Origin of the sequence: Pseudomonas sp. URMO17WK12:I11 (assembly GCF_007677725.1) — a bacterium.
GTDB lineage: Bacteria > Pseudomonadota > Gammaproteobacteria > Pseudomonadales > Pseudomonadaceae > Aquipseudomonas.
On the sequence record NZ_VEDF01000004.1, the window covers coordinates 475,956 to 500,252 of the forward strand.

19 protein-coding genes are annotated in these 24,297 nt (G+C 62.9%); 17 read left to right on the forward strand and 2 right to left on the reverse strand.

Going from position 1 to position 24,297, the window contains the following annotated elements; all coding sequences use genetic code 11:
* Window positions 1–50 precede the first annotated feature (50 nt).
* Together FS665_RS10925 and fusA are read left to right on the forward strand one after the other, a co-directional pair.
* Complete coding sequence (locus tag FS665_RS10925; RefSeq protein ID WP_145187535.1) at window positions 51–476, forward strand: hypothetical protein; 426 nt, start codon at window positions 51–53, stop codon at window positions 474–476.
* Window positions 477–548: 72 nt separating this feature from the next.
* Complete coding sequence (gene fusA, locus FS665_RS10930; RefSeq protein ID WP_145187538.1) at window positions 549–2,660, forward strand: elongation factor G; 2,112 nt, start codon at window positions 549–551, stop codon at window positions 2,658–2,660.
* Window positions 2,661–2,682: 22 nt separating this feature from the next.
* Here fusA and FS665_RS10935 read toward each other — a convergent pair whose 3' ends face one another.
* Entirely contained in the window at window positions 2,683–4,125 is a 1,443-nt protein-coding gene (locus tag FS665_RS10935) for a SulP family inorganic anion transporter (protein ID WP_145187541.1), read from the reverse strand.
* An 82-nt stretch (window positions 4,126–4,207) separates the two neighbouring features.
* Window positions 4,208–5,917 carry a S8/S53 family peptidase gene (locus FS665_RS10940; protein ID WP_145187544.1) on the reverse strand — a complete coding sequence of 570 codons (1,710 nt, stop codon included), beginning with the start codon at window positions 5,915–5,917 and terminating at the stop codon, window positions 4,208–4,210.
* Window positions 5,918–6,112: 195 nt separating this feature from the next.
* Between FS665_RS10940 and FS665_RS10945 the strand changes: the two genes are divergently transcribed.
* From FS665_RS10945 to nuoN, 15 genes are all read left to right on the forward strand, one after another.
* Window positions 6,113–6,877, forward strand: coding sequence for a secretin N-terminal domain-containing protein (locus tag FS665_RS10945; RefSeq protein ID WP_256675084.1), 765 nt, complete (start codon window positions 6,113–6,115; stop codon window positions 6,875–6,877).
* A 488-nt stretch (window positions 6,878–7,365) separates the two neighbouring features.
* A complete protein-coding gene (aceA, locus tag FS665_RS10950) occupies window positions 7,366–8,691 on the forward strand; it encodes an isocitrate lyase (protein WP_012315229.1) in 1,326 nt (441 codons plus the stop codon).
* 585 nt (window positions 8,692–9,276) lie between these two features.
* On the forward strand, window positions 9,277–9,690 hold the full coding sequence (locus FS665_RS10955; RefSeq protein WP_145187547.1) for an NADH-quinone oxidoreductase subunit A: 414 nt from the start codon (window positions 9,277–9,279) through the stop codon (window positions 9,688–9,690).
* A 10-nt stretch (window positions 9,691–9,700) separates the two neighbouring features.
* Complete coding sequence (locus tag FS665_RS10960; RefSeq protein ID WP_145187550.1) at window positions 9,701–10,378, forward strand: NADH-quinone oxidoreductase subunit B family protein; 678 nt, start codon at window positions 9,701–9,703, stop codon at window positions 10,376–10,378.
* A gap of 77 nt (window positions 10,379–10,455) precedes the next feature.
* Window positions 10,456–12,237 (forward strand): NADH-quinone oxidoreductase subunit C/D, encoded by a 1,782-nt coding sequence (gene nuoC, locus FS665_RS10965; protein WP_145187553.1) that lies wholly within the window; start codon window positions 10,456–10,458, stop codon window positions 12,235–12,237.
* Window positions 12,238–12,239: 2 nt separating this feature from the next.
* Window positions 12,240–12,737 (forward strand): NADH-quinone oxidoreductase subunit NuoE, encoded by a 498-nt coding sequence (gene nuoE, locus FS665_RS10970; protein ID WP_145187556.1) that lies wholly within the window; start codon window positions 12,240–12,242, stop codon window positions 12,735–12,737.
* Complete coding sequence (gene nuoF, locus FS665_RS10975; RefSeq protein ID WP_145187559.1) at window positions 12,734–14,095, forward strand: NADH-quinone oxidoreductase subunit NuoF; 1,362 nt, start codon at window positions 12,734–12,736, stop codon at window positions 14,093–14,095. The genes nuoE and nuoF overlap by 4 nt, the downstream gene beginning before the upstream one ends.
* A gap of 132 nt (window positions 14,096–14,227) precedes the next feature.
* A complete protein-coding gene (nuoG, locus tag FS665_RS10980) occupies window positions 14,228–16,939 on the forward strand; it encodes an NADH-quinone oxidoreductase subunit NuoG (protein ID WP_145187561.1) in 2,712 nt (903 codons plus the stop codon).
* On the forward strand, window positions 16,936–17,943 hold the full coding sequence (nuoH, locus tag FS665_RS10985; protein ID WP_054884882.1) for an NADH-quinone oxidoreductase subunit NuoH: 1,008 nt from the start codon (window positions 16,936–16,938) through the stop codon (window positions 17,941–17,943). The genes nuoG and nuoH overlap by 4 nt, the downstream gene beginning before the upstream one ends.
* Before the next feature lie 11 nt (window positions 17,944–17,954).
* Entirely contained in the window at window positions 17,955–18,503 is a 549-nt protein-coding gene (gene nuoI / locus FS665_RS10990) for an NADH-quinone oxidoreductase subunit NuoI (protein WP_023534793.1), read from the forward strand.
* A 10-nt stretch (window positions 18,504–18,513) separates the two neighbouring features.
* Window positions 18,514–19,014 carry an NADH-quinone oxidoreductase subunit J gene (gene nuoJ / locus FS665_RS10995; protein ID WP_145187564.1) on the forward strand — a complete coding sequence of 167 codons (501 nt, stop codon included), beginning with the start codon at window positions 18,514–18,516 and terminating at the stop codon, window positions 19,012–19,014.
* A gap of 3 nt (window positions 19,015–19,017) precedes the next feature.
* Window positions 19,018–19,326 carry an NADH-quinone oxidoreductase subunit NuoK gene (gene nuoK, locus FS665_RS11000; protein WP_145187567.1) on the forward strand — a complete coding sequence of 103 codons (309 nt, stop codon included), beginning with the start codon at window positions 19,018–19,020 and terminating at the stop codon, window positions 19,324–19,326.
* On the forward strand, window positions 19,323–21,176 hold the full coding sequence (gene nuoL / locus FS665_RS11005) for an NADH-quinone oxidoreductase subunit L (protein ID WP_145187570.1): 1,854 nt from the start codon (window positions 19,323–19,325) through the stop codon (window positions 21,174–21,176). The genes nuoK and nuoL overlap by 4 nt, the downstream gene beginning before the upstream one ends.
* 49 nt (window positions 21,177–21,225) lie before the next feature.
* Window positions 21,226–22,758: an NADH-quinone oxidoreductase subunit M gene (gene nuoM / locus FS665_RS11010; protein WP_145187573.1), complete on the forward strand. Its 1,533-nt coding sequence runs from the start codon at window positions 21,226–21,228 to the stop codon at window positions 22,756–22,758.
* A gap of 7 nt (window positions 22,759–22,765) precedes the next feature.
* On the forward strand, window positions 22,766–24,235 hold the full coding sequence (gene nuoN, locus FS665_RS11015; RefSeq protein WP_145187576.1) for an NADH-quinone oxidoreductase subunit NuoN: 1,470 nt from the start codon (window positions 22,766–22,768) through the stop codon (window positions 24,233–24,235).
* Window positions 24,236–24,297: the final 62 nt, after the last annotated feature.

The window sequence follows — 24,297 nt, forward strand, 5'->3', positions numbered from 1 at the left end:
ATCTGTTAGGGTGCCGGCCGATGCACGCCACACCACACGAGGACACCTGAGTGAGCGCCGAACAACCCCTGATCGCCGACCTGTTCGAGGTCGACAAACGCCTGACCCTCAAGCCCGTCGTGGACTTCAACGTTTACCTGCGCAACGCCTTCGGCGACGGCCCATGCCGCTGCCATCGCTGCGTCGAAGGCGCCGACCCGAGCAGCTACAGCCATGCGCACAGCTTCACCTTCGATGGCCGTGAGTGGCACCGACGCTTTGCCAGCACCGCTGGCAGCGACGTGGCCCAGGCCCTGAAAAAGGCCTGGCTGTCGTACACCAAGGCCGATCTGGCCCTGGCCGGCGTGCTCGACATGACCACCGTCAAGACCTTTACCGAGCTCGCCCTGCATGAGCGGTTGCTGGCGCTGCTGCCAGCCAGTGGCCTGGCCAGCCTGATCGACGGTCAGTGGATGTTGCACGCCCCGGCCGACTGACTGCCGGGCGGTCGGGCAGTATTCTCGCGCTCTGCTAACGTGGGAGAATCCGTATCGCGCAGGTGCTCCGCCATGGCCCGTACCACCCCCATCGAGCTGTACCGCAACATCGGCATCGTCGCCCACGTGGACGCTGGCAAGACCACGACCACCGAGCGGATCCTGTTCTACACCGGGGTCAACCACAAGATGGGCGAGGTGCACGATGGCGCTGCGACCATGGACTGGATGGCCCAGGAGCAGGAGCGCGGCATCACCATCACCTCAGCGGCGACCACCGCCTTCTGGCAGGGCTCGACCAAGCAGTTCGAGCACAAGTACCGTTTCAACATCATCGATACGCCCGGCCACGTCGATTTCACCATCGAGGTCGAGCGTTCGTTGCGTGTGCTCGATGGCGCGGTGGTGGTGTTCAGCGGCGCCGATGGGGTCGAACCGCAGTCCGAGACGGTGTGGCGCCAGGCCAACAAGTACCATGTGCCGCGTCTGGCCTACATCAACAAGATGGACCGCCAGGGCGCCGATTTTCTGCGCGTGGTGAAACAGATCGACCAGCGCCTAGGCCATCATCCGGTACCGATCCAGTTGGCCATCGGCAGCGAAGAGAACTTCATCGGGCAAATCGACCTGGTCAAGATGAAGGCGATCTATTGGAACGAGGACGACCACGGCACCAGCTACCGAGAAGAGCCCATTCCGCAAGATCTACAGGCGTTGGCCGAAGAATGGCGGGCGCACATGGTCGAGGCTGCCGCCGAAGCCAATGACGCGCTGACCACCAAGTTCCTCGAAGGCGAAGAACTGAGCGTGGCTGAAATCAAGGCGGCGCTGCGCCAACGCACCCTTGCCAATGAAATCGTGCCGACCATCCTGGGCTCGTCATTCAAGAACAAGGGCGTGCCACTGATGCTCGATGCGGTGATCGATTACCTGCCGGCACCCTCGGAAATCCCGGCGATCAAAGGCACCGACCCGGACGACGAAGCGCACCTGCTCGAGCGCCACGCCGATGACAGCGAGCCATTCTCGGCGCTGGCCTTCAAGATCGCCACCGATCCCTTCGTCGGCACCCTGACTTTCGCCAGGGTCTACTCAGGCGTGCTCAGCTCTGGCAATGCCGTGCTGAACTCCGTCAAAGGCAAAAAAGAGCGCATCGGCCGCATGGTGCAGATGCATGCCAACCAACGCGCCGAGATCAAGGACGTGTGTGCCGGCGACATCGCCGCCCTGATCGGCATGAAGGACGTCACCACCGGCGATACGCTGTGCGACCTGAACGCTCCGATCATCCTTGAGCGCATGGACTTTCCCGATCCGGTGATCTCCGTGGCGGTGGAACCGCGGACTAAAGCCGATCAGGAAAAGATGGGTATTGCCCTGAGCAAGCTGGCCCAGGAAGACCCCTCGTTCCGGGTGCGCACCGATGAGGAAACCGGGCAGACGATCATCTCCGGCATGGGTGAGCTGCACCTGGACATCATCGTCGACCGCATGCGCCGCGAATTCAATGTCGAGGCCAACATCGGCAAGCCGCAAGTGGCCTACCGCGAGAAGATCCGCAATACCTGCGAGATCGAAGGGCGCTTCGTGCGCCAGTCCGGCGGACGCGGCCAGTATGGCCACTGCTGGATCCGCTTCGCGCCAGGCGATGAGGGTCAGGAAGGGCTCGCCTTCAGCAATGAGATCGTCGGCGGCGTGATACCGCGCGAATACATTCCGGCGATTCAAAAGGGCATCGAGGAGCAGATGAAGAACGGTGTTCTGGCCGGTTACCCGCTGATCAGCCTCAAGGCCGCAGTGTTCGACGGCTCATACCACGACGTCGACTCCAACGAAATGGCCTACAAGATCGCGGCATCGATGGCTACCAAGCAACTCTCACAGAAAGGCGGTGCCGTGTTGCTCGAGCCGGTGATGAAAGTCGAGGTGGTCACCCCTGAAGAATATCAAGGCGACATTCTTGGCGACCTGAGCCGGCGCCGCGGCATGATCCAGGATGGCGACGAGACCCCGGCCGGCAAGGTGATCCGCGCCGAGGTGCCGCTGGGCGAGATGTTCGGCTACGCCACTTCGATGCGTTCGATGACCCAGGGTCGGGCCAGCTTCTCGATGGAGTTCACCCGCTATGCCGAGGCACCGGCGAGCATTGCCGACACCATCGTCAAGAAAAACCGCGGGGACTGAGTTGGGGTCTGAGCGCGATCACTCAGTGTTGTTCCCCCGCACGGCGCAGTAGCTTCCTGCACCGCTGCGACAGGTGCACCACCCGCAGGTGCTTACCGGCCTTGGCATAGCGCTCGCGCAGGGTCTGCAGGGCTGCGATGGCCGAGTAGTCGACAAAACTCAGGTGCTTGCAGTCCAAGGTCACGTTGGCTGGATCGTTGGCGGGGTCGAACTGGTTCAGAAACGGCGCGGTAGAGGCGAAGAACAACGTGCCGTGCACCTGATACAACTTGCCGCCCTCGCCGTCTTCATGGCTGTCGGCGTACAGCTCCCGTGCGTGCTGCCAGGCGAAGTTCACTGCCGCGATGATGATGCCGAACAGCACGGCCATGGCCAGGTCCGTCAGCACCGTGACGATGGTCACTGCAATGATCGCCAGCACGTCGCTCAGCGGCACTTTGTGCAGCACCCGCAGCGAGGCCCAGGCGAAGGTCTGCTGCGCCACCACGAACATCACCCCGACCAACGCTGCCAGGGGAATGCGCTCGATCAACGGCGACAGGAACAGCACGAACAGCAAGATCATCACCCCCGCAGCCACGCCCGAGAGGCGTCCGCGGCCGTTGGAGCTGAGGTTGATCACGGTCTGGCCGATCATCGCACAGCCGCCCATGCCACCGCACAAGCCCGAAACCATGTTGGCTGCACCCAGGGCCACGCACTCACGATCGGGAAAACCGCGGCTTTCGGTGATTTCATCAGTGAGATTGAGCGTCAGCAGGGTTTCCAGCAAACCGACCATGGCCATCAACACGGCGTACGGCGCAATGATCGTTAGCGTTTCGAGGTTCCACGCTACACCGGGCAGCGCCAGCTGCGGCAGGCCACCCGCGATGTGCGCCATGTCGCCGAGCGTGCGCGTCGGCAGGTCGAGCAGGTACACCAGCAGGCCCACCCCGAGGATCGCCACCAGCGCTGGCGGTACCGCGCGAGTGAGCTTGGGCAGGACATAGACCACCAGCATGGTCAGCGCTACCAAGCCAATCATCAGGTACAGCGGCGCGCCACTGAGCCAATGCTCGCCGTCCTTGAAATGTTCGAGCTGAGCCATGGCGATGACGATCGCCAGGCCGTTGACGAAGCCGAGCATCACCGGGTACGGCACCAGGCGCACCAGCTTGCCCAGGCGCAGCAGACCGAACAGGATCATCGCCACACCGCCCAGCAGCACCGTGGCCAGCAGATATTGCACGCCGTGCTGCACTACCAGCGCCACGATGACCACCGCCATCGAGCCGGCGGCCCCGGAGATCATCCCGGGGCGCCCGCCGAACAGGGCCGTGAGGGTGCAGATGATGAAGGCGCCATACAAGCCCATCAGCGGGTTGAGGTGGGCCACCAGGGCGAAGGCGATGCACTCGGGCACCAAGGCGAAAGAGGTGGTCAGGCCGGCGAGCAGGTCGGCACGTAGTCGGGCGGGCTTCATGGGCATCCTGGGGTGCAGTCCGAATGGACGGGTGAAATCAAGGGGCGCGATGTTACGGAATTTATCTGACAGCGGCCACCGCTCAGCGCACCCGGTCGCGGCTTTGCACCGCCAGATCCAGCGCGCGCTGCATATCCAGCCGTGCCGAGCGGCCAAGGTCGGGGTGATGCAGTTGGCCACCGCGCTCGGACGGCAGGATCGGGGCCGTCAGGTCCTCGGCGTCCATGGCTTCGAAATCCTGTTCCTTGCCCAGGGTCAGGGCACTGCGGCGCAGCAATGTGCGCACCTGCTCGGGAGTCAACGCCGGGTTGATGGCCAGCATGGTCGCCACGGTCGCGGTGACCAGCGGCGTGGCATAGGAGGTGCCGCAGTGCTGATCGGCCGCGCCAGCAGGGCGAATGCAAGCGGCCGCGCTGACATCCACGCGCATGTCGATGTTAGAGCTGTGGCGCTTGCGCACATGGCGCGGGTCGTCCACCGCAACCGCCTGCTCGCTGCGCTGATGACCGCCCACTACCAGCAACTGCTCGGTGACGAACGATGATGGCAAGCGGTATTCGTCGGTGCCGGACCAGGATGCGCCGTTCCCGGCCGAATTCACCACCACGACGTCAGGATGCTTGGCGCGCAGCCAGAGGAAGAACTCTTCGAGCAATTCCTCGTAGCCACTCATGGCTAGCCCTGAACGGACCAGGGAATCGACCTCATCGCCTTTGACGTTGCGGGCACCGACCCGGTGCAGCCCCCAACTCCAATTCAGCACGCGAGCACCGTCCTCGACCAGGTTGACCGATGCGGCGATGTTAGCGGTGATGCCGGCATCGGAGTTGCGCTCGACGATCACCTCGAAGCCTGGGCTGTGCTCGCCCAAGCCCGCCAGGAAACCTTCCTGTTCGCCGGCCAGGATGCCGGTGACCAAGCTGCCGTGGGCATCGGCTTGCTGGCCGTCACGGCCATACACACACACGTGGCGCGCAGCGCACCGGCCGCGGTAGGCGGTGAACGCAGGCGCATCGAAATCCACGTCCCGCTCTATCACGCCGATGCGCACCGGTTGCACCGGCAGACGCGCTGCCGGGATGCGCCGCTGGTAGAAATACAGGGCATCCAGGAAACGGTTGGCCGCCCATTCGTCAGCCTGGCTGATCGCGGCGGAGCTGCGCCCAGCGCCCTCCTCGCCCGGCTCCGGCGCAGACTCCTCGATGACCACGGCGTCCACGCTGAGCTCGCTGCCCATGCGCAAGATCATCGCGTCACGCTGCACCAAGTCGCGCACCGGCAAGCGCAGCTGGTAGACATTGAGCGGCGCGATGGCCCCCACCACACGCGCGCCATATCTTTCGGCAATGCGCCGCGCTTCGCTCAAACCGTCGTGCTTTTCCTCGATCAACAGACTGACCAGATCGACGTAGGTGGTCAGACCGTCCATGTTCTTGGCCACTTCATGGGGCTGCGCGGCTATCACATGGCTGCGTCCACGCGTCAGCCATACGGAGTTGCTGGTGCGGCCGCCCTCCTCCAACCAGAGCGGCGCGCTGGGTCGCTGCATGTCGCCAAGCTTCACGGTCACGCGATCACCGTCGCGTTGCACCTGGTCACGGCTCAAGCGGGTTGTCCCGAGCCAGACGGTCGGGGTCTGTGCACCGAGCCCTTGACTGCGCAGGCACCACTGCGCCGTGTCGACAGCCAGCAGCTCGCCACAGCGTTGCAAAGCGTTGATGCGCAGTGGTTCAGCCGACGCCTGTACGCCGCTGCCGCACAGCCACAATAATCCAACCAGAACACGCTTCATGGCATCGGCCCTCACACCTTGTGAGTGCGACAGACCTTGCCGCGCAAAGGTTCATCGACGTTTGGGCGCCGCGCTATCGCGTGCCAGCCATTGCGCCAAGGCCTCGCTGATAATCGGCAATAACTTCCGCTTTCTTGCCAATAGCATGACACGGCGCAGATTCCGGCCCGACAAAGTGTCGGCAAATTTGCCATCATGCTGACTCTACCTGCGGAGATTCCAGACATGCCGCTACGCCCCCTTCTCTTCTCCCTGCTGCTGGCCACCAGCGCGGTTACCCAGGCCGCAACCGAAGTGATTGCACTGCAGCATCGCAGCAGCGCGGAACTGTTGCCTGCAGCCCAGTCGTTCCTCGGTCGTGACGGCACTGTCAGCGCTTTCGAGGACAAGCTCGTCGTGAATGCCGACGCCGAGCGCATCGACGACCTGCGCGCACTGCTGCAACAACTCGATACCGTCCCCAGGCGCTTGCTGATCAGCGTTGATAACACCGACAGCAACGACCAGGACACGCGGGGTGATGGTCGGGTCATTCGCTATGGCACCAGCAACCGCAACGGCGGGCTGCAGCAGATACAGGCCAGTGAGGGCCAACCCGCGCTGATCCAGGTTGGCCAGAGCATTCCGATTACCAGCGCCAGCACAGATGGCTACGGACGCCTGCATACGGATACCCAGTATCGCAATGTAACCCAGGGTTTTTACGTCACGCCGTACCTCAGCGGTGAGCGCGTGCGCTTGCAAATCAGCAGCAATAACGATCGAACGAGCAGCGAACGCGCTGATGTAGTGGATGTTCAAAGTACCGACACAACCATCACCGCCCCGCTTGGCGAGTGGGTGAATCTAGCCGCTTCCAATCAGCAGAGCCAAGCTGAGCGCGACCCTTCCAGCCGTACCTACAGCACCCAGCGGGGGAAAAATATGACCTTGCGAGTAAAAGTCGACGTTTTGGAGTAAGCCCAGTCAGCTCAAGGCTTCGACCAATGGCCTCGAAACTGACCGACGAGTCGCATTAGACCAAAGATGTAGTAGACAAAAAAATCCACTACAAAACATTTGACAGGTGGTTTTTGCCAGGGGCATGATGGCCTCGCTCCCGCTAATCAGGGGCCCTGGCAAGGGCCTTCGAGGCGCTCTCCTCCTACCCTGGAGGCGCCTCGTGTCCATACGGCCCACAAGGCGGTTCGACGGGATTGCGACTGCAACGAAGAAGTTGTCCCGAGGGACGGAAGCGCAGTACCGCAGTTCTGGCAATCGCGTCGCACCGCAGCAAGGCATCCACGAGCCGAGCTGTCGGAAGCGCTCCCGCGCCTGCTCTGCACCTTCTACCCCTCCCGCCTTCACGTTCGCCGTCGCCGTCTCGCCGCTGGACAGCCGCCTCGCCCCTGAGCCGTCCCGAGCATCAGCACAATTAACCCAAGATCGATGCGACGAGGTTTATTTCCATGGCACTGACACGCGAACAGCAAATTGCAGCCCTCGAGAAAGACTGGGCCGAGAACCCGCGCTGGAAAGGCGTGACCCGTACCTATACCGCCGCCGATGTCGTTCGCCTGCGTGGCTCGCTGCAACCTGAGCACACCCTGGCGCGCCTGGGTGCAGAAAAACTGTGGAAGCTGGTCACCGAAGGGGCGCACCCGTCCTTCCGCCCGGAAAAAGACTTCGTCAACTGCATGGGCGCCCTGACCGGTGGCCAGGCCGTGCAACAGGTCAAGGCCGGCATCCAGGCTATCTACCTGTCCGGCTGGCAAGTCGCCGCCGACAACAACTCGGCCGAGTCGATGTACCCTGACCAGTCGTTGTACCCGGTCGACTCGGTTCCGACCGTGGTCAAGCGCATCAACAATTCCTTCCGCCGTGCCGACCAGATCCAGTGGAAAGCGGGCAAGAACCCCGGGGATGAAGGCTACATCGATTACTTCGCACCGATCGTCGCCGACGCCGAGGCAGGCTTCGGTGGCGTGCTCAACGCCTACGAGCTGATGAAGAACATGATCGAAGCGGGCGCTGCCGGCGTGCACTTCGAAGACCAACTGGCATCGGTCAAGAAATGCGGACACATGGGTGGCAAGGTCTTGGTGCCCACGCAGGAAGCCGTACAGAAATTGGTAGCGGCGCGTCTGGCCGCAGACGTGTCCGGCGTGCCGACGATCATCCTGGCCCGTACCGACGCCAACGCCGCTGACCTGCTGACCAGCGACTGCGACCCGTACGATCAGCCGTTCGTGATCGGTGAGCGGACCCGTGAAGGTTTCTACAAGGTACGTGCCGGTCTCGACCAGGCGATCGCCCGCGGCCTGGCCTATGCCCCGTACGCCGATCTGATCTGGTGCGAAACGGCCAAGCCCGATCTGGACGAAGCACGCCGCTTCGCCGAGGCAATCAAGAAGGAATACCCGGACCAGCTGCTGTCCTACAACTGCTCGCCGTCCTTCAACTGGAAGAAAAACCTCGACGACGCGACCATCGCCAAGTTCCAGCGCGAGCTGTCGGCCATGGGCTACAAGCACCAGTTCATCACCCTGGCCGGCATCCACAACATGTGGCATGGCATGTTCAACCTGGCACACGACTACGCACGCAACGACATGACAGCGTACGTCAAGCTGCAGGAACAGGAGTTCGCCGACGCCAGCAAAGGCTACACCTTCGTTGCCCACCAGCAGGAAGTCGGTACCGGCTACTTCGATGACATGACCACGGTGATCCAGGGTGGCGCCTCGTCGGTGACGGCCCTGACCGGCTCGACCGAGGAAGAGCAGTTCCACTGACCTTGGCAGGTCGATGACCAGAGGCCCGGCGCTTGCGAGAGCGTCGGGCCTTTTTTCGTGGGTCGCTGCGCTGGATGCAAGGACGCCAACGGCCCAGCAGCGCCCCTGTCCTGTGAAACCGGTCTATGCTCTAAGCACCGGGGCATTGCTCGAGCCAGCGAAGTATTGATCCAGAGCGGTACCAGCCGCCGTCAGACCTGCTAAAAAAGGCGTTTTTGGCATTTGCAAGTGGGGGCGAATCGCTAATGAACTTTACAACCCGCAAAACAGCCAAACTAATCAGCACGCCTTCAAATGATATTAATTATCATTACGAAGTTTGTAATTCATTACCACTCGCAAGAAACATAATTAACAAAAGCGCACGCAATGCCCGAATCTCAAGGCTTTCAGCCAGTTAGCCGCAGGTCATGTACTAAATCCTACGAATAAATTTGCAGCGGAAATTTTACTTGCTACCGGTTTACCCATAAAATCAGCGCGATTGATTCAGCTGCGACATTTGGTCACTGCACCTGCGACACCGCGTCGCCGCTCTACTTATTTCAGACTGCAGAGCTGGGTCTCTGTATAAGGATTTCAAGCATGTCCGATTCGGCAGGACTCATCGCCCACAACTGGGGCTTTGCCATCTTCCTCCTGGGTGTCGTCGGCCTGTGTGCCTTCATGCTCGGTCTGTCCAGCCTGCTCGGTAGCAAGGCTTGGGGCCGCGCCAAGAACGAACCCTTCGAATCCGGCATGCTGCCTACCGGCAGCGCGCGCCTGCGCCTGTCCGCCAAATTCTATCTGGTCGCGATGCTCTTCGTGATCTTCGATATCGAAGCCCTCTTCCTGTATGCATGGTCTGTGTCCGTCCGCGAGAGCGGCTGGACCGGATTCGTCGAAGCACTCGTTTTCATAGCAATTCTGTTGGCAGGTCTTGTCTACCTATGGCGTGTCGGGGCCCTTGACTGGGCTCCCGAAGGGCGCCGCAAGCGGCAAGCGAAGCTGAAACAATGAGGCTTTGGCAATGCAATACAATCTCACCAGAATCGACCCGGATGCGCCCAACGAGCAATACCCGGTAGGTGATCGGGAAACCGTCACCGACCAATTGCTGGAGGACCAGGTCCACAAGAACATCTTCATGGGCAAGCTCGAAGATGTCCTCAGTGGCGCGGTCAACTGGGGTCGCAAGAACTCCCTCTGGCCGTACAACTTCGGCCTGTCCTGCTGCTACGTGGAAATGACCACCGCCTTCACGGCGCCCCACGACATCGCCCGCTTCGGCGCCGAAGTCATCCGGGCCTCGCCGCGCCAGGCGGACTTCATGGTCATCGCCGGTACCTGCTTCATCAAGATGGCGCCGATCATTCAGCGCCTCTACGAGCAGATGCTCGAACCCAAGTGGGTCATCTCCATGGGTTCGTGCGCCAACTCCGGTGGCATGTACGACATCTACTCGGTCGTTCAGGGGGTCGACAAGTTCCTCCCCGTGGACGTCTACGTGCCTGGCTGCCCACCGCGCCCCGAAGCGTTCCTGCAAGGCTTGATGCTGCTGCAGGAATCGATCGGCCAAGAACGACGCCCGCTTTCCTGGGTTGTTGGCGATCAAGGCATCTACCGTGCCGAGATGCCTGCTCAGAAAGACCTGCGTCGTGAACAGCGCATTGCGGTAACCAACCTGCGCAGCCCCGACGAAGTCTGATCCAGCGACCTGCCGCCCGCTCCCGTGAGCCGGCGGCCTGGCTTCATTCTTAACGCTGACCCGAAGCGACCGAGACCATGACAGCGGACAACGCTATTTTCATTCCGCCCTACAAGGCTGACGACCAGGATGTGGTCGTCGAACTGCACAACCGTTTTGGCGCCGATGCATTCGTCGCCCAGGAAACCCGTACCGGCATGCCGGTGTTGTGGGTCAAGCGCGCCCAGCTCAAGGAAGTGCTCAGCTTCCTGCGCGGTGTCGCCAAACCGTACAGCATGCTGTACGACCTGCACGGCGTCGACGAGCGTCTGCGCACCCAGCGTCGCGGCTTGCCCGCTGCCGATTTCAGTGTGTTCTACCACCTGTTGTCGATCGAACGTAACAGCGACGTGATGATCAAGGTGTCGCTCAGCGAGGGCGACCTCAACCTGCCTTCTGTGACCGGTATCTGGCCGAATGCCAACTGGTACGAGCGCGAAGTCTGGGACATGTTCGGCATCGACTTCGCCGGCCACCCGCACCTGAGCCGCATCATGATGCCGCCCACCTGGGAAGGCCACCCGCTGCGCAAGGACTATCCGGCGCGCGCCACCGAGTTCGACCCGTTCACCCTGACCCTGGCCAAGCAGCAGCTCGAAGAAGAATCGGCACGCTTCAATCCGGAAGCCTGGGGGATGAAGCGCCAGGGCGCCAACGAGGACTACATGTTCCTCAACCTTGGCCCCAACCACCCTTCGGCCCACGGTGCCTTCCGCATCGTGCTGCAGCTCGACGGTGAAGAGATCGTCGATTGCGTTCCGGACATCGGCTACCACCACCGTGGTGCCGAGAAGATGGCCGAGCGGCAATCCTGGCACAGCTTCATTCCCTACACCGACCGCATCGACTACCTCGGCGGGGTAATGAACAACCTGCCGTACGTGCTCGCGGTCGAGAAGCTGGCCGGCATCCAGGTGCCGCAGAAAGTCGACGTGATTCGCATCATGCTGGCCGAGTTCTTCCGCATCACCAGCCACCTGCTGTTCCTGGGTACCTACATCCAGGACGTCGGCGCCATGACGCCGGTGTTCTTCACCTTCACCGACCGCCAGCGCGCCTACACGGTGATCGAAGCGATCACCGGTTTCCGCCTGCACCCGGCGTGGTACCGCATCGGCGGCGTGGCCCACGACCTGCCACGCGGCTGGGACAAGCTGGTCAAGGATTTCGTCGAATGGCTGCCCAAGCGCCTGGACGAGTACACCAAGGCCGCACTGCAGAACAGCATCCTCAAGGGGCGTACCATCGGCGTCGCTGCGTACAACACCAAGGAAGCGCTGGAGTGGGGTACCACCGGTGCCGGCCTGCGCGCCACCGGTTGCGATTTCGACCTGCGCAAAGCGCGCCCCTACTCCGGTTACGAGAACTTCGAGTTCGAAGTACCGCTGGCCCACAACGGTGATGCCTACGATCGCTGCATGGTCCGTGTCGAGGAAATGCGTCAGAGCATCCGCATCATCGATCAGTGCCTGCGCAACATGCCGGAAGGCCCGTACAAGGCGGATCACCCGCTGACCACGCCGCCGCCGAAAGAGCGCACCCTGCAGCACATCGAAACCTTGATCACGCACTTCCTGCAGGTTTCGTGGGGCCCGGTCATGCCGGCCAACGAATCGTTCCAGATGATCGAGGCGACCAAGGGCATCAACAGTTACTACCTGACGAGCGATGGCGGCACCATGAGCTACCGCACCCGGATCCGTACCCCGAGCTACCCGCACCTGCAGCAGATCCCTTCGGTGATCAAAGGCAGCATGGTCGCCGACCTCATTGCGTACCTGGGCAGTATCGACTTCGTTATGGCTGACGTGGACCGCTAAGCATGAACAGCACGCTTATCCAGACAGACCGTTTCGCCTTGAGCGAAACCGAGCGCTCGGCCATCGAGCACGAAATGCACCACTACGAAGACCCGCGCGCGGCGTCCATCGAAGCCTTGAAGATCGTCCAGAAGGAGCGCGGCTGGGTGCCAGATGGCGCCATCCACGCCATCGGCGAAGTGCTGGGCATTCCCGCCAGCGACGTCGAGGGTGTCGCCACCTTCTACAGCCAGATCTTCCGTCAGCCGGTCGGCCGCCACATCATCCGTGTGTGCGACAGCATGGTCTGCTACATCGGCGGCCACGAATCGGTGGTCAGCCAGATTCAGCACGAGCTGGGCATCGGCCTGGGCCAGACGACGGCCGACGGCCGCTTCACCCTGCTGCCGGTGTGCTGCCTGGGCAACTGCGACAAGGCGCCGGCGCTGATGATCGACGACGATACCTTCGGTGATGTGCAGCCGGCCGGTGTGTCCAAACTGCTGGAGGGTTACGTATGACCATGACTTCCTTCGGCCCGGCCAACCGCATTGCGCGCACGGCCGAAACCCACCCGCTGACCTGGCGCCTGCGCGATGATGGCGAGCCGGTCTGGCTGGCCGAGTACCAGTCCAAGAACGGCTATGTCGCCGCTCGCAAGGCCCTGGCCGAGATGTCGAGCGACGACATCGTGCAAAGCGTCAAGGATTCCGGCCTCAAGGGCCGCGGCGGTGCCGGCTTCCCCACGGGCGTGAAGTGGGGCCTGATGCCCAAAGATGAATCCATGAACATCCGCTACCTGCTGTGCAACGCGGATGAAATGGAGCCCAACACCTGGAAGGACCGCATGCTGATGGAGCAACAGCCCCATCTGCTGATCGAAGGCATGCTGATCAGCGCCCGCGCGCTGAAGGCCTATCGTGGCTACATCTTCCTGCGTGGCGAGTACACCACGGCGGCGAAGAACCTCAACCGTGCCATCGACGAAGCCAAGGCTGCCGGCCTGCTGGGCAAGAACATCCTGGGCAGCGGTTTCGATTTCGAACTGTTCGTGCACACTGGTGCCGGGCGCTACATCTGCGGTGAAGAAACCGCACTGATCAACTCGCTCGAAGGCCGCCGAGCCAACCCGCGCTCCAAGCCGCCCTTCCCGGCCGCCGTGGGCGTGTGGGGCAAGCCGACCTGCGTGAACAACGTCGAGACCCTGTGCAACGTGCCGGCCATCGTCGCCAATGGCAACGACTGGTACAAGTCGCTGGCCCGCGAAGGCAGCGAAGACCACGGCACCAAGTTGATGGGCTTCTCCGGCAAGGTGAAGAACCCGGGCTTGTGGGAACTGCCGTTCGGCGTCACCGCCCGCGAGCTGTTCGAAGACTACGCCGGTGGCATGCGCGACGGCTTCAAGCTCAAGTGCTGGCAACCAGGCGGTGCCGGTACCGGTTTCCTGCTGCCCGAGCACCTCGACGCGCAGATGTACGCCGGTGGCATCGCCAAGGTCGGCACGCGCATGGGTACGGGCCTGGCCATGGCCGTGGACGACAGCGTCAGCATGGTTTCGCTGCTGCGCAACATGGAGGAGTTCTTCGCCCGCGAGTCGTGCGGCTGGTGTACGCCTTGCCGTGACGGCCTGCCATGGAGCGTGAAGATGCTGCGCGCGCTGGAAAACCGCCAGGGCCGCGCCGAAGACATCGAGACGCTGCTGGGCCTGGTCAACTTCCTCGGCCCGGGCCGCACGTTCTGCGCGCACGCCCCCGGTGCCGTCGAGCCACTGGGCAGTGCCATCAAGTACTTCCGCGCCGAATTCGAGGCCGGTGTCGCACCCGCTGGCGCTGACACCCTGCGCCCGAACCTGGCGAACCCGATTGTGGTAGGCGCATAACAAGATTGACCGCGGGTGGTCCGTGCCACCCGCCAGCCTGCCGGCCGGCCCGCATGATGCGCGGCGTGCCGCAGGTGTACCGATTTCCATTAGCCACGCCCGCTCACGCGGGCCAACGAAGAACTTTGAACAATGGCCACTATCCACGTAGACGGCAAAGCGCTCGAAGTCAACGGTGCAGACAACCTGTTACAGGCCTGTCTGTCGCTCGGCCTCGACATCCCCTATTTCTGCTGGCACCCGGCGCTCGGTAGCGTCGGCGCCTGCCGGCAGTGTGCGGTCAAGCAGTACACCGACGAGAACGACACCCGCGGTCGTATCGTCATGTCCTGCATGACCCCTGCCTCCGACGGCACCTGGATCTCCATCGACGACGATGAGTCCAAGGCGTTTCGCGCCAGTGTCGTCGAGTGGCTGATGACCAACCACCCGCACGATTGCCCAGTGTGCGAAGAAGGCGGTCACTGCCACCTGCAGGACATGACGGTAATGACCGGCCACAACGAGCGCCGCTACCGTTTCACCAAGCGTACCCACCAGAACCAGGACCTCGGCCCCTTCATCGCGCACGAGATGAACCGTTGCATCGCCTGTTACCGCTGCGTGCGGTACTACAAGGACTATGCCGGTGGTACCGACCTGGGCGTGTATGGCGCCCATGACAACGTGTACTTCGGTCGCGTCGAAGACGGCGTGCTGGAAAGCGAATTTTCCGGCAACCTGACCGAGGTCTGCCCGACTGGCGTGTTCACCGACAAGACTCACTCCGAGCGCTACAACCGCAAGTGGGACATGCAGTTCGCGCCAAGCATCTGCCATGGCTGCTCCAGCGGCTGCAACATCAGCCCCGGTGAGCGCTACGGCGAACTGCGCCGCATCGAGAACCGCTTCAACGGCTCGGTCAACCAGTATTTCCTGTGCGACCGCGGCCGCTTCGGCTATGGCTATGTCAACCGCAGCGACCGCCCACGTCAGCCGCAACTCGATGGCAGCAAACTGAGCGTCGATGCTGCCCTGGACAAAGCTGCCGATCTGTTGCGCGGCCGTACCATCGTCGGTATCGGCTCGCCGCGCGCCAGCCTCGAAAGCAACTACGGCCTGCGTGAACTGGTCGGCGCCGACTATTTCTACAGCGGTATGGAAGCCGGAGAACTGGCCCGCGTGCGCCTGGCCCTGGACGTGCTGAACAACAGCCCGCTGCCAGTGCCGACCCTGCGCGACATCGAAGATCATGACGCGGTGTTCGTGCTCGGTGAAGACCTGACCCAGACCGCGGCCCGCGTCGCCCTGGCCGTGCGCCAGGCGACCAAGGGCAAGGCCGAGGCCATGGCCGAGGCCATGAAGGTACAGCCATGGCTCGACGCCGCGGTCAAGAACATCGGCCAGCACGCGCTGTACCCGCTGTTCATCGCCTCGCTGGCTGAAACCAAGCTCGACGACGTGGCTGAAGAATGCGTGCATGCAGCGCCTGCTGACCTGGCCCGCATCGGCTTCGCCGTCGCCAACGCAATCGACCCGAGCGCCCCAGCGGTCGAGGGCCTGGACGCCGAGGCCCAGGCCCTGGCCCAGCGCATCGCCGATGCCTTGGTCGCGGCCAAGCGCCCGCTGATCATCGCCGGCACCTCGCTGGCCGACCCGGCCCTGATCGAGGCGGCCGCCAACATCGCCAAGGCGCTGAAACTGCGCGCCAAGGACGGCTCGCTGAGCCTGGTGGTGCCCGAGGCCAACAGCCTGGGCATGGCCATGTTCGGTGGCGATTCGGTCGATGCTGCGCTGGACGCGGTGATCAGCGGCAAGGCCGACGCCATCGTCGTGCTGGAAAACGACTTGTATGCCCGCGTCCCGGCTGCCAAGGTCGACGCAGCACTGGCCGCGGCCAAGGTGGTGATCGTCGCCGATCACTCGCGCACTGCTACCGTCGAGCGCGCCCATCTGGTGCTGCCAGCGGCTTCGTTCGCCGAGGGCGACGGTACTTTGGTCAGCCAGGAAGGCCGTGCCCAGCGCTTCTTCCAGGTGTTCGACCCGCAGTACCTGGACAGCAGCATCCTGGTCCACGAAGGCTGGCGCTGGATGCACGCGGTGCGTGCCACCCTGCTCAACAAGCCGGTCGACTGGACCCAGCTGGACCACGTCACCAGCGCCTGCGCCCAGGTGGCCGAGCAATTGTCCGGCATCGTCAATGCCGCACCGAGCGCTGCCTTCCGCATCAAGGGCCTGAAGCTTGCCCGCGAGCCGCTGCGCTACTCCGGGCGCACGGCCATGCGCGCCAACATCAGCGTGCACGAACCGCGCACGCCGCAGGACAAGGACACCGCCTTCGCCTTCTCCATGGAAGGTTATTCAGGGTCGGCCGAACCGCGCCAACAGGTGCCGTTCGCCTGGTCGCCCGGCTGGAACTCGCCACAAGCCTGGAACAAGTTTCAGGATGAGGTCGGTGGCCATCTGCGTGCCGGCGATCCAGGTGTACGCCTGATCGAATCGCAAGGCGACCGCCTGAACTGGTTCACCGCCATTCCGGGTGCCTTCAACCCGGCGCGAGGCACCTGGACCGCCGTGCCGTTCTTCCACCTGTTCGGCAGCGAGGAAAGCTCCTCGCGCGCAGCGCCGGTGCAAGAGCGTATCCCGGCTGCCTACGTAGCCCTGGCCAAGTCCGAAGCCGACCGTCTGGGGGTCAACGAGGGTGCCCTGTTGAGCCTGAACGTAGGCGGCGTGGCCTTGCGCTTGCCGCTGCGCATCAATGAAGAACTGGGCGCGGGCCTGGTTGCCCTGCCCAAAGGCCTGGCCGGCATCCCACCGGCCATCTTCGGAGCATCCGTCGAAGGTCTGCAGGAGGCAGCACAATGAGCTGGTTCACCCCCGAAGTGATCGATGTGATCCTCACCGTGGTCCGGGCCATCGTGGTCCTGCTCGCGGTAGTGGTCTGCGGCGCGCTGCTCAGCTTCGTCGAGCGGCGCCTGCTGGGCTGGTGGCAGGACCGTTATGGTCCGAACCGCGTGGGCCCATTCGGCATGTTCCAGATCGCCGCCGACATGCTGAAGATGTTCTTCAAGGAAGACTGGAACCCGCCTTTCGTCGATCGCATGATCTTCACCCTGGCGCCGGTCGTGGCCATGAGTGCTCTGCTGATCGCGTTCTGCGTCATTCCGATCACCCCGCTCTGGGGTGTGGCAGACCTCAACATCGGCCTGCTGTTCTTCTTCGCCATGGCGGGGCTGTCGGTGTATGCCGTGCTGTTCGCCGGCTGGTCGTCGAACAACAAGTACGCCTTGCTGGGCAGCTTGCGTGCCTCGGCCCAGACCGTGTCGTACGAAGTGTTCCTGGGCTTGGCGCTGATGGGCGTGGTGGTGCAGGTCGGTTCGTTCAACATGCGCGACATCGTTGAATACCAGGCGCAGAACCTGTGGTTCATCATTCCGCAGTTCTTCGGCTTCTGCACCTTCTTCATCGCCGGCGTGGCCGTGACTCACCGTCACCCTTTCGACCAACCGGAAGCGGAGCAGGAACTGGCCGACGGTTACCACATCGAGTATGCCGGCATGAAATGGGGCATGTTCTTCGTCGGTGAGTACATCGGCATCATCCTCATCTCGGCGCTGCTGGTGACCCTGTTCTTCGGCGGCTGGCACGGACCGTTCGGCATTCTGCCGCAACTGTCGTTCCTGTGGTTCGCTTTGAAGACCGCGTTCTTCATCATGCTGTTCATCCTGCTGCGTGCCTCGATTCCGCGCCCGCGCTATGACCAGGTGATGGACTTCAGCTGGAAGTTCTGCCTGCCGCTGACCCTGATCAATTTGCTGGTGACCGCTGCGATCGTGCTTTACAACACGCCAGCCGTCGCGGCCCAGTGAGGATTTGACCCATGTTCAAGTATATCGGCGACATCGTTAAGGGCACCGGCACCCAGCTGCGCAGCCTGGCGATGGTGTTCTCCCACGGGTTCCGCAAGCGCGACACCCTGCAATACCCTGAAGAACCCGTGTACCTGCCACCGCGGTATCGCGGGCGCATCGTCCTCACCCGCGACCCCGATGGCGAAGAGCGCTGCGTGGCGTGCAACCTCTGTGCAGTGGCCTGCCCGGTCGGTTGCATTTCCCTGCAAAAGGCGGAAACCGACGACGGCCGCTGGTACCCGGAGTTCTTCCGCATCAACTTCTCGCGCTGCATCTTCTGCGGCCTGTGTGAAGAAGCGTGCCCGACCACCGCGATCCAGCTGACTCCGGATTTCGAAATGGCCGAGTTCAAGCGTCAGGACCTGGTGTACGAGAAGGAAGATCTGCTGATCTCCGGCCCCGGCAAGAACCCTGACTACAACTTCTACCGTGTTGCGGGTATGGCGATCGCTGGCAAGCCCAAGGGCGCTGCGCAGAACGAGGCCGAGCCGATCAACGTGAAGAGCTTGCTCCCATAAGGACAGAAAGATGGAATTCGCTTTCTACTTCGCATCCGGGATCGCCGTGGTCTCCACCCTGCGGGTGGTAACCGGCACCAACCCCGTGCACGCCTTGCTGTACTTGATCATCTCGCTGATTTCGGTCGCGATGATCTTCTTCGCCCTGGGAGCGCCGTTCGCCGGCGCCCTGGAAGTGATCGCCTACGCCGGCGCCATCATGGTGCTGTTCGTGTTCGTGGTGATGATGCTCAACCTGGGGCCGGCCTCGGTGGCCCAGGAACGCGGCTGGCTCAAGCCGGGGATCTGGGCCGGGCCGGTCGTGCTCGCCGCCCTGCTGTTGCTGGAGCTGCTGTACGTGCTGTTCGTCAGCCCCAGCGGTGCCGCCATCAGCGGTACTACTGTCACCCCCAAGGAAGTGGGTATCAGCCTGTTCGGCCCCTACCTGCTGGTGGTCGAACTGGCGTCGATGCTGCTGCTGGCCGCGGCCGTCACTGCCTTCCACCTGGGCCGCAACGAGGCGAAGGAGTAAATCATGGGTGCTATCCCTCTCGAACATGGGCTGGCCGTCGCCGGCGTCCTGTTCTGCTTAGGTCTGGTTGGCCTGATGGTCCGCCGCAACATCCTTTTCGTGCTCATGAGCCTGGAAGTCATGATGAACGCCGCTGCCCTGGCGTTCATCGTCGCCGGTGCCCGTTGGGTCCAGCCCGACGGCCAGGTGATGTTCATTCTGGTGATTAGCCTCGCAGCCGCCGAAGCCAGTATTGGCCTGGCGATCCTGCTGCAGCTGTATCGCCGCTTCCACACTCTCGACATCGATGCTGCCAGTGAGATGCGCGGATGAACCTACTCTTCCTGACTTTCGTCTTCCCCCTGATCGGCTTCCTGCTGCTGTCGTTCTCCCGCGGGCGGTTCTCGGAGAACCTGTCCGCGCTGATCGGCGTCGGCTCGGTCGGCCTGTCGGCGGCCACCGCCGCCTACGTCATCTGGCAGTTCAACGTCGCGCCGCCTGAAGGCGGGGCTTACAGCCAGTTGCTGTGGCAGTGGATGTCGGTGGACGGCTTTGCGCCGAACTTCACCCTGTACCTGGACGGCTTGTCGGTAACCATGCTCGGCGTGGTCACCGGGGTGGGCTTCCTGATCCACCTGTTCGCCTCCTGGTACATGCGTGGCGAAGCCGGCTACTCGCGCTTCTTCTCGTACACCAACCTGTTCATCGCCAGCATGCTGTTCCTGATCCTGGGCGATAACCTGCTGTTCATCTACTTCGGCTGGGAAGGGGTTGGCCTGTGCTCGTACCTGTTGATCGGTTTCTACTACAGCAACCGCAACAACGGTAACGCCGCACTCAAGGCGTTCATCGTCACCCGCATCGGCGACGTGTTCATGGCCATCGGCCTGTTCATCCTGTTCGCCCAGCTCGGCACGCTGAACGTGCAGGAGCTGCTGGTGCTGGCACCGCAGAAATTCCAGGCCGGTGACACCTGGATGGTCCTGGCAACACTGATGCTGCTCGGTGGTGCGGTCGGTAAGTCGGCCCAGCTGCCGTTGCAGACTTGGCTGGCCGACGCGATGGCAGGTCCGACCCCGGTTTCGGCCCTGATCCACGCCGCTACCATGGTGACCGCGGGTGTGTACCTGATCGCGCGCACCAACGGGCTGTTCCTGCTGGCGCCGGACATTCTGCACCTGGTCGGTGTGGTGGGTGGTGTCACGCTGGTGCTGGCTGGCTTCGCCGCGCTGGTGCAGACCGACATCAAGCGTATTCTCGCCTACTCGACCATGAGCCAGATCGGCTACATGTTCCTGGCCCTGGGCGTCGGCGCCTGGGACGCGGCGATCTTCCACCTGATGACCCACGCCTTCTTCAAAGCCCTGCTGTTCCTCGCTTCCGGGGCGGTGATCGTCGCCTGCCACCACGAGCAGAACATCTTCAAGATGGGCGGGCTGTGGAAGAAGCTGCCGCTGGCCTACGCCAGCTTCGTGGTCGGTGGCGCTGCCCTGGCGGCCCTGCCAATCGTGACCGTGGGTTTCTACTCCAAGGACGAGATCCTCTGGGAAGCCTTCGCCAGCGGCAACAGCGGCTTGCTGTATGCGGGCCTGGTCGGCGCCTTCATGACCTCGCTGTACACCTTCCGCCTGATCTTCATCGCTTTCCATGGCGAAGCGAAGACCGAAGCCCATGCCGGTCATGGCATCAGTCACTGGCTGCCGTTGGGCGTGCTGATCGTGTTGTCGACCTTTGTCGGTGCCTGGATCACTCCACCTCTTGCAGGCGTGCTGCCAGAGAGCGCCGGCCACGCCGGTGGCGAGGCCAAGCACGCGCTGGAGATCACCTCCGGTGCCATCGCCATCGCCGGCATCCTGCTGGCGGCGATGCTGTTCCTGGGCAAGCGTCGCCTGGTCAGCGCCATCGCCAACAGCGGTATTGGTCGGGTGCTGTCGGCCTGGTGGTTCGCCGCCTGGGGCTTCGACTGGATCTACGACAAGCTGTTCGTCAAACCTTACCTGCTGATCAGCCACCTCCTGCGCAAGGATCCGGTCGATCGCGGCATCGGCCTGATTCCTCGCATGGCTCGCGGCGGCCACCTCGCCATGAGCAAGACCGAGACCGGGCAGCTGCGCTGGTACACCGCTTCGATCGCCGTTGGCGCAGTGCTGGTACTCGGCGCTGTGGTAGTGGCTGCGGTATGACCATGAACCTTGCGAACCTTGCGACTCTGCGAAAGGAAACGAACCCGTCATGATTTTGCCTTGGCTGATCCTGATCCCCTTCATCGGCGGCTTCCTGTGCTGGCTGGGTGAACGCTTCGGCGCCACCTTGCCGCGCTGGATTGCGCTGCTGACCATGTCTCTGCTGCTCGGTATCGGCCTCTGGCTGTGGGGCACCGGTGACTACACCCTGGCCCCGGCACCGGGTGCCGAGCCTGCCTGGGCACTGGAATACAAAGTCCAGTGGATCCAGCGCTTCGGTATCAGCATCCACCTGGCCCTGGACGGCCTGTCGCTGCTGATGATCCTGCTCACCGGCCTGCTCGGTGTGCTGTCGGTGCTGTGCTCGTGGAAGGAAATCCAGCGCCACGTCGGTTTCTTCCACCTCAACCTGATGTGGATCCTCGGCGGCGTGGTCGGGGTGTTCCTGGCGCTGGACCTGTTCCTGTTCTTCTTCTTCTGGGAAATGATGCTGGTGCCGATGTACTTCCTCATCGCGCTCTGGGGTCACAGCTCGGCAGACGGCAAGAAGACCCGGATCTACGCTGCGACCAAGTTCTTCATCTTCACCCAGGCCAGCGGCCTGATCATGTTGGTGGCGATCCTGGGCCTGGTGCTGGTCAACTACACCAACACCGGGGTGATCACCTTCAACTACAGCGACCTGCTCAAGGCCGAACTGCCAGCTGGCACCGAGTACCTGTTGATGCTCGGCTTCTTCATCGCCTTCGCGGTCAAGCTGCCGGTAGTACCGTTCCACTCCTGGCTGCCGGATGCCCACGCCCAGGCGCCGACCGCAGGTTCGGTGGACCTCGCCGGTATCCTGCTGAAGACGGCGGCCTATGGTCTGCTGCGTTTCGCCCTGCCGCTGTTCCCGAACGCCTCGGCCGAGTTTGCGCCGATCGCCATGACCCTGGGCCTGATCGGCATCTTCTACGGCGCTTTCCTGGCCTTCGCGCAGACCGACATCAAGCGCCTGATCGCGTTCTCCAGCGTCTCGCACATGGGCTTCGTGCTGATCGGCATCTACTCCGGCAGCCAGCAGGCCCTGCAAGGGGCGGTGATCCAGATGCTGGCTCACGGTCTGTCGGCGGCCGCGCTGTTCATCCTGTCCGGCCAGCTGTACGAGCGCCTGCACACCCGCGACATGCGCCAGATGGGCGGGCTGTGGCACCGCATCGCCTACCTGCCGGCCATCAGCCTGTTCTTTGCCGCAGCGTCGCTGGGCTTGCCGGGTACCGGCAACTTCGTTGGTGAGTTCCTGATTTTGCTCGGCAGCTTCGTGCACGTGCCGTGGATCACCGTGATCGCCACCACGGGGTTGGTATTCGGCTCGGTGTATTCGCTGATCATGATCCACCGCGCCTACTTCGGCCCTGCCAAGGCCGACACCGTACTGGCCGGCATGGACAGCCGCGAGCTGATCATGGTCCTGGGCCTGGCAGTGCTGCTGATTCTGCTGGGCGTGTACCCACAGCCGTTCCTCGATACCTCTGCCGCCACCATGAGTGGCGTGCAGCAGTGGCTCGGTTCCGCTTTCACTCAACTCGCTTCGGCCCGGTAAGAGCGCTATGGAATTCACCACTCAACACTTCATCGCATTGGCGCCGATGCTGATCACCACCATCACCACGGTGGTGGTGATGCTGGCGATCGCCTGGAAGCGCAACCACTCGCAGACCTTCCTGTTATCCACCGTGGGCCTGAACCTGGCCCTGCTGTCGATTCTGCCGGCCCTGAAAGTCGCACCGCTGGCGGTTACCTCGCTGGTCACCATCGACAAGTTCGCCTGCTTGTACATGGCGATCATGCTGGTAGCCACCCTGGCCTGCGTCACCTTGGCCCATGCTTACCTGGGCGAAGGTTCCAAAGGCTTCCCAGGCAACCGTGAAGAGCTCTACCTGCTGCTGCTGATGTCTGCCCTGGGCGGACTGGTGCTGGTCAGCGCCAACCACCTGGCCGGCTTGTTCATTGGCCTTGAGCTGCTGTCGGTGCCGGTCTATGGGCTGGTCGCCTATGCCTTCTTCAATAAGCGTTCGTTGGAGGCCGGCATCAAGTACATGGTGCTGTCGGCCGCAGGCTCGGCATTCTTGCTGTTCGGCATGGCGCTGTTGTACGCCGACGCCGGTAGCCTGACCTTCGACCAGCTGGGCAAAGTCTTGGCCGCGACCAGCATGCCAAGCCTGCTGGCGCAGCTGGGCCTGGGCATGATGCTGGTCGGCCTGGCGTTCAAACTGTCGCTGGTGCCGTTCCACCTGTGGACCCCGGACGTGTACGAAGGCGCCCCGGCGCCGGTGGCCGCTTTCCTGGCCACCGCCAGCAAGGTGGCGGTGTTCGCCGTTGTGGTGCGTCTGTTCATGCTCTCCCCTGCTGCCAGCAGCGGCGTGCTGAGCACCGTGCTGGCAGTGATCGCCGTGGCATCGATCCTGGTCGGTAACCTGCTGGCGCTGACCCAGAGCAACCTCAAGCGCCTGCTCGGTTACTCGTCGATCGCCCACTTCGGCTACCTGCTGATCGCGCTGGTGGCGAGTAAGGGCCTGGCCCTGGAAGCCATGGGCGTGTACCTGGTTACCTACGTGATCACCAGCCTCGGCGCATTCGGCGTCATCACCCTGATGTCTTCGCCTTACGGCGGCCGTGATGCTGACGCACTGTACGAGTACCGCGGACTGTTCTGGCGCCGTCCGTACCTGACTGCCGTGCTGACCGTGATGATGCTGTCGCTGGCCGGTATCCCGCTCACCGCAGGCTTCATCGGCAAATTCTACATCATCGCCACCGGTGTCGAATCGCAGCTGTGGTGGCTGGTTGGTGCCCTGGTGATCGGTAGCGCCATCGGCGTTTACTACTACCTGCGGGTCATGGTCACGCTGTACCTGGTCGAGCCAAACCTGCGCCGCCACGATGCTCCGCTGAAGTGGGAGCAACGTACCGGTGGTGTGATGCTGCTGGCCATTGCCCTGCTCGCATTCGTACTGGGCGTGTATCCGCAGCCGCTGCTGGACCTGGTGCAGCACGCCGGGCTGGCGCTGCTAGGCTAACGACGCTGGATAGAAAACACCCCGCACATGCGGGGTGTTTTGTTATCGGCGCTAATTCACGC

Excerpts from the sequence above, each read along its gene's own strand:
- aceA (WP_012315229.1), top strand. The coding sequence starts at position 7,366 with ATGGCACTGACACGCGAACAGCAAATTGCAGCCCTCGAGAAAGACTGG.
- nuoL (WP_145187570.1), top strand. The coding sequence starts at position 19,323 with ATGAACCTACTCTTCCTGACTTTCGTCTTCCCCCTGATCGGCTTCCTG.
- FS665_RS10940 (WP_145187544.1), bottom strand. The coding sequence starts at position 5,917 with ATGAAGCGTGTTCTGGTTGGATTATTGTGGCTGTGCGGCAGCGGCGTA.
- nuoI (WP_023534793.1), top strand. The coding sequence starts at position 17,955 with ATGTTCAAGTATATCGGCGACATCGTTAAGGGCACCGGCACCCAGCTG.
- nuoE (WP_145187556.1), top strand. The coding sequence starts at position 12,240 with ATGAACAGCACGCTTATCCAGACAGACCGTTTCGCCTTGAGCGAAACC.
- nuoN (WP_145187576.1), top strand. The coding sequence starts at position 22,766 with ATGGAATTCACCACTCAACACTTCATCGCATTGGCGCCGATGCTGATC.
- FS665_RS10945 (WP_256675084.1), top strand. The coding sequence starts at position 6,113 with ATGCTGACTCTACCTGCGGAGATTCCAGACATGCCGCTACGCCCCCTT.
- nuoG (WP_145187561.1), top strand. The coding sequence starts at position 14,228 with ATGGCCACTATCCACGTAGACGGCAAAGCGCTCGAAGTCAACGGTGCA.
- nuoH (WP_054884882.1), top strand. The coding sequence starts at position 16,936 with ATGAGCTGGTTCACCCCCGAAGTGATCGATGTGATCCTCACCGTGGTC.
- fusA (WP_145187538.1), top strand. The coding sequence starts at position 549 with ATGGCCCGTACCACCCCCATCGAGCTGTACCGCAACATCGGCATCGTC.
- nuoJ (WP_145187564.1), top strand. The coding sequence starts at position 18,514 with ATGGAATTCGCTTTCTACTTCGCATCCGGGATCGCCGTGGTCTCCACC.
- nuoK (WP_145187567.1), top strand. The coding sequence starts at position 19,018 with ATGGGTGCTATCCCTCTCGAACATGGGCTGGCCGTCGCCGGCGTCCTG.
- FS665_RS10955 (WP_145187547.1), top strand. The coding sequence starts at position 9,277 with ATGTCCGATTCGGCAGGACTCATCGCCCACAACTGGGGCTTTGCCATC.
- FS665_RS10960 (WP_145187550.1), top strand. The coding sequence starts at position 9,701 with ATGCAATACAATCTCACCAGAATCGACCCGGATGCGCCCAACGAGCAA.
- nuoF (WP_145187559.1), top strand. The coding sequence starts at position 12,734 with ATGACCATGACTTCCTTCGGCCCGGCCAACCGCATTGCGCGCACGGCC.
- nuoC (WP_145187553.1), top strand. The coding sequence starts at position 10,456 with ATGACAGCGGACAACGCTATTTTCATTCCGCCCTACAAGGCTGACGAC.
- nuoM (WP_145187573.1), top strand. The coding sequence starts at position 21,226 with ATGATTTTGCCTTGGCTGATCCTGATCCCCTTCATCGGCGGCTTCCTG.
- FS665_RS10935 (WP_145187541.1), bottom strand. The coding sequence starts at position 4,125 with ATGAAGCCCGCCCGACTACGTGCCGACCTGCTCGCCGGCCTGACCACC.